Consider the following 13,109-nt stretch of genomic DNA (forward strand, 5'->3'; position numbering starts at 1 on the left):
CAGCGGGTTTTCCCAGCTCGGTGTCCAGGCGGCAGACTGGGGTTCCGGTCCGGCTCTGTCCCGCCGGTTCCGTCCCGCCGTACGAGGAAGCCGCTGACGCCCGTGAATGACGATCCCCTTGCCCCGCCCCCGGGTGTACCGACAGGCGTCGTGTCCCCGGGCCCGATGCCCCCGGACAACGCAGACGACGACGCTTTCGGGATCGACGCCTTCACTCTCGACGACCGGCTGAGGCTCTTCCACTTCGCGGCCGCCGAGAAGCGTCACGAGTACCTGTGGCTGCTGCGCGCCTTCGACCGGGGTCGGGCCAACTACCAGGTGCTGCTGCACGTTTCCGACGCGGCCACCTTGGTGGGCAGGCTGGCGGCGGACCATCCCGGGGCGGCGGCCGTCGGCGACGTACAACCGCTGCTGGACGCGCTCGCCGAGTGGCGGGTGCTCGACCGCAGTTACGACGGGACGCGGGCGGCGAACCTGGCGGAGTACCGAAACCGGCACTACGTGTACCAGTTCACCCAGGCCGGATACCGGGCCTACCGGGCGGTGGAGGACGTACTCGGCGCGGCCCTGGAGGACGCGCAGCTCTCGCGGCTCGTCTTCCCGGACATCCTCGCAGACCTGGCCGCGCTCGCCGAGGCGAACGACGCGGGCGACGCCGAGGAGGTCTACCGCAAGCTGGGCCGTCTGGACTCCGTGCTGAACGAGATGGCGCAGCGGGCTGCCCGCTTCTACCTGATGCTCGGTGACCTGGCGCGGACCAACGACACCCGCCCTGAGGTGTTCCTCGCGCACAAGGACGCGCTGCTCTCGCACATGCGGGAGTTCACCGCTGAACTGGGACGCTACGCCCCACTGTTGGCCGAGGCCGTGGAGAAGGCGGCGGTGAGTGGGGTGGACCGCATGATCGAGTACGCCGCGGAGGCCGACGAGCGGCTCTTCAGGACCCCGGCGGCGCGGCTGGAGGACTGGCGGCAGCGGTGGGCCGGGATCGTGCACTGGTTCGGGGAGCGGGAGCACAGTGAGGCCGAGCGGCTGCAGGATGCGACAGTCACCGCGATCCGCTCGGTGCTCGCGCTGCTGAGGCGGGTGACCGAGGCGCGGCGCGGGGGAGTCAGCCGGGAGAGTCAACTGCGGCATCTGGCCCAGTGGTTCACCTCGTGTGTCAGCGACGACGACGCGCATGCCCTGTTCCAGGCGGTGTTCGGGCTGGGATCGCCCCGGCACATCGCCGTCCCGTATCCGGATCCCGAGCTGATTCCTGGGCGTACGTCGTGGTGGGAGGCGGAGCCGGTGGAGCTGGCCCGCACCCTGGTGCAGTCGGGCCGCGCCCCCTCGCTCAAGGGGCCCGGCCGGATCGAGCGCAACGACGCCGAGCGGGCCCGGCTGCGGGCCGCGCAGGTCGAGGAGCAGGCCGAACGCAGGGAAGCGGCCGCCGCCCTGGCCCGCGATGGCGCCTACGGTCGGGTCCTGGACGAGGCCGAGACCCGTGCGCTGCTCTCCCTGATGGACGTGGCGCTGGCCACGCGGGTGCCGGTCACCCGGAATATCGCGGGGCAGACGGCCTCCGGCTCGGCGCACGGGGTGCGGCTCACGCTCGTCCCGACGGGGCCCGGCGAGGCGTTCACCACGGTGCGGACCGTGCGCGGGCACCTGCACCTGGACGGGCTGCGCCTGGAGGTCACCGGATGAGCACCCGCGTGGCCGAGCATGTCTCGGCCCTGGAACTGGCCGATTACCAAAAAGCCGTACGGCTCGTGCTGCGGCACCCGCTGATAACCACGGTGTACCCGGACAGCGGCGCGCTGGCGACCGTGCGGCGCTGGGCCGACCAGCTGCGTACCGATCTGATGGAGGTGCTCGGCTACCGGCTGATCACCACCGCCGACACCGCCCGCCTTCAGCGCGCCCAGGACCAGCTCGACGCCACCCGGCCCGCGCTCAGCCGGTCCGGTCGCCCCTTCGACCGGCGCCGCTACGCCTACCTCGCCCTCACCCTGGCCGCTCTCGGCCGGCACGGTGCCCAGGCCGCGCTCGGGGAGCTCGCCGACGCGGTGGCTGCGGATGCGGCCCGCATCGACGGACTCGGCCTGGACACCGCCCGTAAACACGACCGGGACGCCTTCGTCGACGCCGTCACCTGGCTCACCGAACGCGGCGCGCTGCGCCTGGCCGACGGCTCGGCCACCTCCTGGGCCACCGACCCGGAGCGGGCCGAGGCCCTCTACGACATCGACCGGGAGGTGCTCACTGCCGTCCACCAGCCCACCCGCGTCCTCCAGCACGTCGCCTCGGTGACTGTGCTGCTTGACTCGGCGGGTGCGCGGAGCCTGTCCGAGGGGCGCCGGGCGCAGCGGCTGTCCGCGGCCAGGCGGGCGAGGCGCCTGGTCCTGGAGTACCCGGTCGCCTACTACGCCGACTCGGACCCCGAGCTGGCCGGCCAGCTGCGTGCCCCCGCGCTTGCCGAGGACCTCACTCGCCTCACCGGCCTCACTGTGGAGCGGCGTGCGGAGGGCATCGCCCTGGTGGACACCTCGGGGCGCCTGTCCGATACGCGGTTCCCCGGCGGCGGCACCGTCGCGCAGGCCGCGCTGCTGCTCGGGGCGCGGATCAGTCAGGTCGCGGCGCGCACCGGACGGCACGCGCCCGAGCTGCTGCCCGCGCCGAGCGCCGCGGAGCGCCTTGCGGACCGGGCCGGCCGTATCGACCTGGCGCTTCCCGCGCAGGGAGTGTTCGCCGATGCCGCCACGGACGGTGGCGGGGAGGAGGCGGGCGCCGGAGGGAGCGCCGACACCGCCGCTGCCCAGGCCCGCTACCCGTTCGTCACCATCTCCTGGCTACGCGCACGGACCAAGGACATCACCGAGCAGTACGGTGCAGGGTTCGCCGCCGAGCTGCGCGGGGACACCGACCGGCTCCTCGAACAGGTCCTGGATCTGCTGGCCGCCATGTCGCTCGTCGTGCGGGTGGAGGGCGGTGTCCTCGCACTGCCGCTGCTGGCCCGCTACCGCGGGGTGACGGCCGAGGTGAAGACGCGCACCCGTCCCCGTGCCCCCGAAGCAGCGGCCCCTGCCGCCCTCTTCCCCGCCGACGATGTGAAGGACCACGCTTAAGTGAGTACTCCGCCCACCGACCTCCAGCCCCGATTCGTACCCACCCGCGCCGGGATCGTCAACCTGTGGGACTACCGCGACGAGGAGTTCTCCTTCGCCGGCGGCTGGCTGGTGCTGCGCGGGCCCAACGGATCGGGCAAGACCAAGGCCCTCGAAGTCCTCTTCCCGTTCGTTCTGGACGGGCGGATCGATCCCAAGCGGCTCAACCCGTTCGCTGCCGAGGATCGCACCATGAAGTCCAACCTGCTCTTCCGCGGGCAGGAGGGCGCCCTTGGCTACGTATGGATCGAGTTCACCCACCGGGCGACCGGACAGGTGGTCACCTGCGGCATCGGCCTGCACGCCCAACGGCACCGGGACACCCCTGCCCGCTGGCATTTCGTTGCCGACGGCCGCATCGGCGAGGACTTCTCGCTGCTCACCGACGACGACCGGCCGCTGACGAAGAAGCAGCTGGCCGCCGAACTCGCCCCGCTCGGCGCGGAACCGATCGCCTCGGCCACCGACTACCGGGCCGCTGTCGACCAGCGGCTGTTCGGCCTCGGCCGGGAGCGCTACGAACAGCTGCTCACCCTCATCCTCACGCTGCGCCGACCGCAGCTGGCCAAGAACCTCGACCCGGTCAGGCTCTCCGACACCCTCACCGAGGGTCTGCGCCCGCTGGACGAGGACCTGATCGGCGAGGCCGCCCGCTCCTTCGACGACATGGAGTCCGTTCAGCGAACCCTGGAAGGTCTGGTCGCCGCCGACGAGGCCACTGGGTCATTTCTCGCCGCCTACTCGACGTACCTGCGGGTCAACGCCCGGGTCGCCGCCGACCGGCTCAGCGCACGGCGGGCCGAGAGCACGGAACGCGAGCGCGCCCACGCCGCGGCGGAAACGGAACTCGACGAGGCCCGCGAGAGGCGGGCGGCGGCCGGCACCCGAGCCGACGAGGCCGAGGCGGCGCTCGGCGCGCTGCGCGCCCGCCTGGAGCAGCTGCGATCCTCGGCCGCCTACCAGGCCGTCGAGCAACTCGCCGACCTGGAACGCCTGGTACGCACCTGCGAGCAGACCGCCCGGCAGGCCACCTCTGAGCGCGAACGGCGCACCGCCGCCACCGGTCGGGCCCGCGCCGAGGCCGAACGCGCCGGGCAACTGGCCGCCGAACTCGCCACCGCCGTCAGTACCTCGGCCGCCGCCCTCGCCGACCACGCACACCGCGCCGGTATCGCCTGGAGCGCCGCCGACGCCGCCCCCTCCGTGCTCACCGAACGCGCCTCGGCCCGCGCCGCTGCCCGCCACGAAGGCGTACGGGTGGTCCGGGCCGCCGGAGGGCACCTGAGGGACGCTGAGCGGACCCGCCAGGCGGCCCGCGCCGGACAGGAGCGTGCCCAGGAAGCGGCCTGGGCCGCCGAGCAGGAAGAACAGACGGCACAGGCCGCGCTCACCGCCGCGCACCAGCAACTGCGGGAGCAGCACGGGCGGTGGACCGGCCAGTACGGCGGACTGCTCCCCGAGGACGCTGCGGACCGCCTCGAGACAGTCCTCGACGCGGCCGCCGAGCCGGACGGCGCGGGAGCCGGTACCCCCGCACTCACCGACCTGTTCACCGAGGCCACTGCCCCCGCCGTGCAAGACCTGCGCGACCGCCTGGCCGCCCTGCGCACCCAGCGCGAGGCGCTTGAGGACCACCGGGCCAAGACCGGGGCCGAACGGACACGGATCGCCGCCGAGCACGACGACGCCCCGCCTGGCGCCCGCGGCCGCACCACTGACCGGGAAGGCCTGGAAGGCGCCCTGCCCCTGTGGCGCCTGGTCGACTTCGCCGACGGCCTCGACGACGCGGGGCGCGCAGGCGTGGAAGCGGCCCTGGAGGCGTCCGGCCTGCTCGACGCGCTTGTCACCGCCGAGGACCACCCTCAAGCCGCCGGTGACGGGTACCTCCGCGCCACCACCCCCGTTGACGGGCCCAGTCTCGCCGACCTGCTGCGCCCAGAGACGGGCACGTGCATCCCGGCCGCCAGGATCACCGCCGTACTGGAGTCGGTAGCCGTCTCCGACGTGGCGGGGGCGTCCACCGCCATCTGCCCGGACGGCCGGTACGCCGCCGGGATCCTCATCGGCGCCCACGCCAAACCGCACGCCGAGTACGTCGGCGCCACCGCCCGGATGCGCCGCCGCGCCGCCCGCATCGCCGCCTGCGACACACTCCTGGCCGAACTCGACACCCAGCTCGCAGAGGTGATGCGGGCCTGGTCCGGCTGCGAGCAGTCCCTCCAGGAGTACGACACTGCCCGCGCGGCCCTTCCCCGCACCACCGTCCTCACCCCACACCTGCGCGCCCTGGACCGGGCCGTCGCCGCCCTGCGCGCCAAGCGCGAGGCCGCGGACTTCGCCCAGTCGACCTACGACGAGACTCAGGCTGCCTGCGCGGTCGCCGAACGCGCACTGCACCGCGCCGAGTCGGAGCACGGCGTCACCGCCGCGGGCGCGGACGACACCGAGTCCGCCACCCGCGCCTTCGAGCAGGCGGCGAGCGAACTGGCCGTCCGGCGCCGTGAGAACACCCGGCAGACCGAGACCGCCGCGGCCGCCGCCGACCGGCTCACGGCCGCCTCTGAGGACGAGGAGAGCACCGCCGAAGCCGAGCGTGCCGCCCGCCGCCGCCACGCCGAGGAAGCCGCCGGACTCCAGGCGCTGCGTGAGGCCGTCGGCGCCGAGGCACAGCAGGTCATGGCCCGGGTCGAGGAGACCGGGAACAGCCTGGAGACCGCTGCGCAGGAGACGGAGGCCGCCCGCACCGCCAAGGACGAGGCGATCGGCCGCCTGGCCGCAGCCGAGGCCCGCCGCACCGCCGCCGCCGAGGCCCGGCAGGTCGCCGTCGCCGAAGAGCAGGACACCGCCCGCGGCCTCGCCCCGTACGCGGCCCGCGAACTCCTCGACATCCTGCGCTGCCCGCCCCACCTGGCGTGGCCCGCCCAGGAAGCCGACTGGATCGGCCAGGTCCTGCCGCCCGCCGCTGTCGCCGTCCACGAGGGGATCCTGACTGCCACCCGCGACCTGACCCCCACCGAGTCCAGCGTCAAACAGTCCGTCACGCGCCTCACCACGGCCCTGGAGGACCTGCACGCCCAGCTCGCCGCCGCAGGACAGGACTACCAACCCGCCTGGGACAGCTCCAGCGGCGTCATCACCGTCACTGTCGCCGACGAGCAGGGCCCGCTGCCCATCGCCGCCTTCGCCGAGAAGATCGCCTCCCACCGCCGAGACCAGGCCGAGCTCCTCTCCGAGTCCGAACAGCGGATCCTTGAGGACGCCCTGCTCACCCGCCTCGCTCAGCAGATCCACGACCGAACCGTCGACGCCCGCGACCTGATCCGCCGTATGAACACCGACATGCGCGAACGCCGTATGTCCTCGGGCACCACCGTCGGTGTGAGCTGGCTGCTCGCCGACAGCCTCGACGACGAACAGCGCGCCGTCTGCGCCCTCCTGGACGCCGACGCGGCCCGCCTGGGACCGGAGAAACTCGCTCGGATGCGCACCCACTTTGCCGCGCAGATCAAGACCGCCCGTGCCCGGCAGCGCGAAACCCCCTATCGGCAGCTGCTCGCCGAGGTCCTGGACTACCGGCGCTGGCGCCAGTTCGCCTTCCAGCTGGTTCGCCCCGACGCCGTCGAAGAACGCCTCACGAGGGCCCGGCACAGCCGCCTGTCCGGCGGCGAGCAGTCCGTCTCCCTGCACCTGCCGCTGTTCGCCGCCGCCCACGCCATGCTGAACTCCGCCCACCCCGACGCGCCCCGCCTGCTCGCCCTCGACGAGGCCTTCGCCGGCGTCGACGACACCGGGCGCGGCGAACTCATGTCACTGGCCGCCCAGTTCGACCTCGACCTGTTCATGACCGGCTACGACCTGTGGGCCGTGCACAGTGCGGTGGGCGCCGCCGCCCACTACGACCTCGCCCACTCCGCCGTCGACCACACCGTCTCCGCCCTACTGCTCCTGTGGGACGGCGAGCGCCTGCACGCCGACGACACCGGCACCCTGAGCGCCGCACTCGGCTCACCGGGCACCCGCTCCGTACGCCGGGAGGCCCAGCTTGCCAACTGAGCCGCACCCCCCGTCGTACACGGAACTGGGCGAGGAGGGTTGGCAGCGACTCCTCGCCGCCGCCCGTCGCCGCCTGGAACGCACCGGCGGCGCCCTCGACGGCGGCATCGGCCTCACCACCCCCACCGAAGCCGAACGCCGCGCGGTCATCGGCCTCACCGGCCGCTACCGCCCCGAGACCGCCAAACGCCTCATCGTCCCCCTGACCGACCTCGACAACTACCTTTACGGACGTTACGGAACCGGCCTGCTCAAGACCCTGGGCCGACTGCACGGGCCCCTGCGCGACCGGCCGGCCGAGCGCGCCGACGAGGCGTCCGCCCGTGCCCGGGCCCTCGAAGCCGCCCATGCCTCACCCCTCGCTGCCCAGGACTGGTACCCGGCCTGGCTGGAGGGGATCACCGCTGACGGCACCCTCACCCGCTTGCTGCGGCGCGGAGACGGCGCCCTGCTCCAGGCCGCCGTCCGCGTCCTGGAGAAGCTGCCCGGGGCATGTGGTGACGCCGGCCGGGGCGTGCTCCCGCTGCCCGTTCTGGCGGAGTGGGCCACCGGAGACACCAAGGCCCTGCTCGCCGGCAGCCCACTCGAACAGCTCGTGCTGCGCGCCCTCGTCCTGCGCGCCACGGCAGGCGGTGACGAACCGGGCCATGTTCCCCGTGACCGGGCCGGACGCCGCACCCTGTGGGAGAGCGCCGGAGCCGTCGCCGACGACCTCGCCAGCCAAGTTCTCGTCCTCAACATCGGCGCCCGCGGCGGCGACGTGGTCGGCGACTGGCTGCGCGACGCCGCCGACCTCGGTATCCCCTTCCGCCGCACCCTCCACCAGCTGACTGTCTCCGATGCGGTTCCCGCTGCCCGTGAGATCCACGTCTGTGAGAACCCCGCCGTACTGCGCGCGGCCGCCGCCGAACTCGAAGACCGCGCCGCGGCCCTGGTCTGCACCGAAGGCATCCCCTCCGCCGCGTGCCACAAGCTCCTCGCCGGCGCTGTCCGATCCGGTGCCCGCCTGCACTGGCGTGCCGACTTCGACTGGACCGGTCTGCGTATCACCGCCGCCGCCATGGAGCGCCACGGCGCCCGGCCCTGGCGCATGACCACGAACGACTACCGCGGTGCCCTGGAACGGGGCGAGTCCACCCTGCTGACCGGATCGCCCGCCTCCAGCCCCTGGGACCCCGCCCTCGCTCCCGCGCTGAGCGAGTCGGGCCAGGCAGTCATGGAGGAACGGCTGCTTCCCGAACTCCTCTCGGACCTCGGCTGATGAGCTCGGTACGGGCGGCGTGCCGGCGGAGCCGTCGCTTTGCGCACATGAGGAGCGTGGCAGTCGTGAACTTTCTCGCCGAGGCGAGGCCCGGCCCGATTCCCAGCGCCCCCGGATGCCGTCCGCCTGGCTACGCAGCGGTGGCGTTCCGGTGCTGCCAGACCGTTCCTCGGCGCTTGTACTCGAAGAGCTGCTCGACCCGGCAACCAGCCTCCTGGCCCTGCGGCTACGCGTCCAAGAACGCGGCCGTATGTCCTATGACGCGGCCTGGCGGCTGGCCAGGGTGACACGCCATCCATCCGAAGATGTCCTCGGCGATGCCAGTGCCCCGGAGGTGCGGCGGAGCCATCTTCCGCAGCGCCGCCGCCCTCGGGATGGACGTGGTGCTGCTCTCCCCGGACTGTGCGGACCCGCTCTACCGACGCTCCGTCAAGGTCTCCACGGGTGCCGTGTTCTCCGTTCCGTACGCCCGCCTCGACACCTGGCCCAAGGCCCTGGAGGCCGTACGGGAAGCGGGGTTCAAGCTTCTCGCCCTCACCCCCGACGACAAGGCCGGCAGCATCGAGGAGGCGGCGCCGCACCGGATGGACAAGGTGGCGCTGATGCTCGGTGCCGAGGGCGACGGACTGTCCATGCAGGCCCTGGTCGCCGCCGACGAATGGGTACGGATCCCGATGGCGCACGGCGTCGACTCGCTGAACGTGGGCGCGGCCGCCGCGGTCGCGTTCTACGCGGTGGCGACGGGCCGCCCGCAGGACTGACCGCCCACCGTCTCCTGACATGGATCGTCGGGCCGCAGCGGCAGGTGCTGCCCGTGCCGCCCAGGGGTGTCCAGGGCGCCCAGTCCGCGGGCCGGCCCCTGGCAGCCCTGCGCCGCCGCGATGCCGAGCGCCACGAGCAGCGTCACCACGACGAAGACGACGAGCCGCTGCCGCAGCAGCCGCGGATTGGCGGGACGCCGGCCCGTCGAGGTCGTGCGGGCGCCGGGCCGCGTGCCCGGCCGGCCGTTCGTCCCGTTCGTGCCCGGCCGGCCGTTCGTCCCGTTCGTGCCCTGCGGGCGCTTGCCGGAGCGTGTCGTAGTGCGCGGCTGCTGCTGAGGGCGCGAACCACCGGTGCGGGACGACGAACCACGCGAAGGCGCCGGCGCCTGCCGGCTCTGCGGGCGGGGCGGCGGCGAGCCCGCCGCACGCCGGGTCTGCTGTTCGGTGTACGGGCCGTCGAGCCGGCCGGTCGGCCGGTCCAGCTCCTGCGCCGAGCGCTGGGCAGGCGGCCGGCTCTCGTGCAGGCCCTGTGCCTCACGGGCTGCGATCTCCTTGAGGCGCATGGAGAGTTGAAGCGTGCTCGGCCGCTCCTCCGGATCCTTCGCCAGACAGGCGCTCACCAGTGGCGCCAGCGCGTCGTGCACGTCGTACAACTGCGGTTCCTCGTGCACCACGCGGTAAAGCATCACCTCGGAACTGCCGTGCCCGAAAGGCGAGTCGGCCATCGCCGCGTACGCCAGCGTGGCGCCGAGCGAGAAGACGTCCGTCGCGGGCGTCACCGCCGCGCCCCGCACCTGCTCGGGCGCAAGGAATCCAGGCGAGCCCACCGCCGTGCCGACATGTGTGAGCGTGCTCGCCCCGGTCGCCCAGGCGATCCCGAAGTCGATGATCCGGGGGCCCTTGGGGGAGAGGAGGATGTTCGACGGCTTCAGGTCGCGATGGACGACACCCGCCTCGTGCACCGCCACGAGCCCCTCGGAGAGCGCCGCCCCGATCGATGCCACCTCGGCCGCCGACAGCGGACCTTCCTCGGCCACCTTGTCGTGCAGCGAGGGCCCGGGGACGTACTGTGTCGCGAACCAGGGGCGGTCCGCCTCCAGATCGGCGGCCACCAGACGCGCCGTACAGCCGCCGCGGATCCGCCGCGCCGCCGACACCTCGCGCGCGAAACGCGAACGGAACTCCTGGTCCTCGGCGAGATCCGGGCGGATCACCTTGAGCGCCACCCGCTGGCCGCGCCGGTCCGAACCGAGATAGACGACACCCATGCCGCCCGCGCCGAGTCGCCGGTGCAGCCTGAACGAGCCGACGACACGCGGGTCCTCGCGCCGGAGCCGCATCATCGCCATCGTCTGCCCATCCCCGCTGCCTGGTCCGCCTGACGTGGCACAGCTTACGTACCCGTGGCCCGGCGCGCTCAGAGGCCGCGCCCTCGCCCGCCGATCGATTGTCAGTGCCGGGTGGGAAACTTGAGGAGTGGTCAGGGAGCCGCGGATCCATGCTCCCGGGCCCGTGCGAGATCTCAAAGGTCCGTCGCAGAAGGGGGATTGGATCAGTGAAGGGCGATCGTGTGGAGATAGTCGTGGACGCGGGTGACACGACGCGTACGTACGAGGTGGTGGCCACCAGAGCGGGCCGCCGGGTGGAGACAGCTGTCCGCCGAGGGGTGGTCGAAGTGAGTGAAGTCACTCGCAGCGGCACCGTCGTCCGTACCGCCCGCTTCATGGCGACCAGGGTGCTCGCCCTGGTCGAACAACCGGTCCCGAGGCAGGACGCATCCGAGCGTCCCCTCCGGGATGACCCCAAGGCGTAGCGCAGGATCTCCACCCAGGGGAGTACGCCGACCACCCACGGCTCATCCTCCGGGAGGCCCGGCATTCGGTACGCGGGCATGACGACCCACCCTCTTCGCGTCCCTAATGTTGAACTCGAGCGGCGGGCGTTTCACTCGTCCCCCGAGGTCAAACGCCCGCTGCTCCAACAATCAGGTCAGGAGAGGAACCATGGCGGACACGGCGACGCGGACGATGATCCGCACGCAGGGACGCAGGGCTCATGCCGCGTTCGGCGGCCGCCCGTCGTCCGGTACGCGCCACCCGCTGGTGGCGACGGCCATGGTTCTTCCTCTGGCGGCCCTGCTCGTAGTCGTCTTCGGCGGCTGGGACGCAGTGGTCACACAGGCGTCGTCCGTGGGCGTGATGCTGGGGCGCTGAGCGGCGCCCCGGGTCCGGAAGAGCGGTCCGGACCGGGACATCCGGCCAACAACCCCGTGGGGACGGGGGTGCGGCGGACGGCAGCGTTTGTCCGGTCAGCTGGGGAGCTGACCGGACATCGCGCTGTCCGGGGGCAATGCGTGGCGGCGCACCACACCGTCGCCACGCGGCTGCCACGGCTTGCGCGGCAGCGCGTACGCTCGTCGGCGTGCCCGGGGCGGACCGGGCAGCACCTGTTGCCACTGGGGGGAGACCGTGACCACCGCAGTCGTCCGCGCGCTGGGCGCCCTCGCCCATGACACGGCCCACCCGCACCGGCGCACCGAGGCCCCTTGTCCTTCCTGCCCGGCACCGGCGGTGCTCGCGGACCGCGCCGACGGTACGGTCGTCCGCTCCGGCTCCGTGGTTGCGAAGGCCCACGCCCCGGACACCGACACCGCCGCCCTGGCCGCCCGCACGGCCCTGGCCTCGGCCCCCGCCCTCAGCGGCATCCTCCTGCCACCGGTACCCCAGCCCGCTGTACCCGTGGTCGACGGCCGTCCGGTGACCCTGTGGCCCCACGGTGAACCGGTCGACCCCGCGGACCCCGACGCCGCGCCCTGGGAAGAGTCCGCCGTCCTCCTGGCCCGGCTCCACCGCACCGCGCCCCCGCCCGCCCTTCCTCCCATGCGCGGACCCGCAAAAGCCGCTCTCGCCGTGGCCCGGATGTGCGCCGCCCGGCCCGGTGACCCGGCCACCGCCCCCGTACGCGAAGCATGGCGGCGCCTGCCCGCCTGGGCCCGTGACGAAGCCCCCACACCCCGGCACCGCTCGCACTTCATCTGCCACGGCGATCTCCACCTCGGCCAGCTCGTCCGCCACCCTGAGGCGCATGGCCGCTGGCTGCTGATCGACGTCGACGACGTGGGGCTCGGTGACCCCGCGTGGGACCTCGCCCGCCCCGCCGCCTGGTACGCGGCAGGACTGCTGCCGCCCGAGGTCTGGCTGCGCTTCCTGGACGCCTACCGGGCAGCGGGCGGGCCCGCCGTGCGGGCCGACGGCGATCCCTGGCCAGAACTCGACGTCCCGGCCCGCGCCCTGACGGTTCAGGCCGCGGCACTGGCGTTCGCCAAGTCCGCCGCGGAGGGGCGAAATCCGGATGAGGTGGAACAGACGATGATCGAGGCCTGTGCCCGAATTGCGTCCCTCCCGGTCGAGTTGGCGACCGAGCACTCGTCGTAGGGTGAACCGATCGTCTCCGGGCATGCATTCCGGCGACGGCGAACCGACGGCGAGGAGCTGAGCCGACCATGCAGTGTCCCAAGTGCCACGCGCAGATGCAGACCTACAACCGCAATGGCATCCAGATCGAGCAGTGCAGCGGCTGCCGGGGGATATTCCTCGACTACGGCGAGCTGGAGACCCTGACGCGCATCGAGGCGCAGTGGACCCAGCAGGCCCCGCCCGCGCCGCCGACCCCCCAGGCCTACCCCGCCGCGCCGGCCCCCGCCTGGGGCGCCCCGCAGCACCACGGCGGTCACCACCGGCACAAGAGCTTCGGCCACATGCTCTTCTCGTCCTGACCCGGCCGACACCGCGCCGCGGGCCGCGGCGGCGCTGGCCAAGCGTCCCCAGACGTCCGCTGTTGCCTGACGGCATGACTCGTGAGACTCATGACGTCATGACCGATGAC

The 13,109-nt window shown here is 73.1% G+C and carries 9 protein-coding genes and 1 pseudogene; 9 read left to right on the top strand and 1 reads right to left on the bottom strand.

The features are described 5' to 3' along the window. The first annotated feature begins 102 nt into the window (after positions 1-102). The 5 genes and pseudogenes from ACWD6R_RS02900 to ACWD6R_RS02920 form a co-directional block, all read left to right on the top strand. Positions 103-1,689, top strand: coding sequence for a TIGR02677 family protein (locus ACWD6R_RS02900; protein ID WP_451817048.1), 1,587 nt, complete (start codon positions 103-105; stop codon positions 1,687-1,689). After that, the gene (locus tag ACWD6R_RS02905; protein WP_451817049.1) at positions 1,686-3,110 is read left to right on the top strand and encodes a TIGR02678 family protein; all 1,425 of its coding nucleotides are present in this window, start codon (positions 1,686-1,688) and stop codon (positions 3,108-3,110) included. Before ACWD6R_RS02900 ends, ACWD6R_RS02905 begins: the two co-directional genes overlap by 4 nt. Next, entirely contained in the window at positions 3,111-7,202 is a 4,092-nt protein-coding gene (locus ACWD6R_RS02910) for a TIGR02680 family protein (RefSeq protein ID WP_451817050.1), read from the top strand. Then, the gene (locus tag ACWD6R_RS02915; RefSeq protein ID WP_451817051.1) at positions 7,192-8,463 is read left to right on the top strand and encodes a TIGR02679 family protein; all 1,272 of its coding nucleotides are present in this window, start codon (positions 7,192-7,194) and stop codon (positions 8,461-8,463) included. Before ACWD6R_RS02910 ends, ACWD6R_RS02915 begins: the two co-directional genes overlap by 11 nt. Before the next feature lie 341 nt (positions 8,464-8,804). Next, positions 8,805-9,224: pseudogene (locus ACWD6R_RS02920) on the top strand (TrmH family RNA methyltransferase); the annotation flags it as partial. On the opposite strand, the gene ACWD6R_RS02925 reads toward ACWD6R_RS02920, so the two are convergent. Beyond that, positions 9,191-10,573, bottom strand: coding sequence for a serine/threonine-protein kinase (locus tag ACWD6R_RS02925; protein ID WP_451817052.1), 1,383 nt, complete (start codon positions 10,571-10,573; stop codon positions 9,191-9,193). The pseudogene ACWD6R_RS02920 and the gene ACWD6R_RS02925 sit on opposite strands and share 34 nt — an antisense overlap. A 206-nt stretch (positions 10,574-10,779) precedes the next feature. On the opposite strand from ACWD6R_RS02925, the gene ACWD6R_RS02930 reads away from it, so the two are divergent. From ACWD6R_RS02930 to ACWD6R_RS02945, 4 genes are all read left to right on the top strand, one after another. Beyond that, positions 10,780-11,037: a hypothetical protein gene (locus tag ACWD6R_RS02930; protein WP_037698881.1), complete on the top strand. Its 258-nt coding sequence runs from the start codon at positions 10,780-10,782 to the stop codon at positions 11,035-11,037. A 190-nt stretch (positions 11,038-11,227) separates the two neighbouring features. After that, positions 11,228-11,437, top strand: a complete 210-nt coding sequence (locus ACWD6R_RS02935; RefSeq protein ID WP_366132935.1) for a hypothetical protein — start codon at positions 11,228-11,230, stop codon at positions 11,435-11,437. Between the two features lie 255 nt (positions 11,438-11,692). Next, entirely contained in the window at positions 11,693-12,658 is a 966-nt protein-coding gene (locus tag ACWD6R_RS02940) for a phosphotransferase family protein (protein ID WP_451817053.1), read from the top strand. Positions 12,659-12,726: 68 nt separating this feature from the next. Beyond that, positions 12,727-12,999 carry a TFIIB-type zinc ribbon-containing protein gene (locus ACWD6R_RS02945; RefSeq protein ID WP_451817054.1) on the top strand — a complete coding sequence of 91 codons (273 nt, stop codon included), beginning with the start codon at positions 12,727-12,729 and terminating at the stop codon, positions 12,997-12,999. Positions 13,000-13,109: the final 110 nt, after the last annotated feature.

The organism is Streptomyces sp. NPDC005151, from assembly GCF_053599875.1.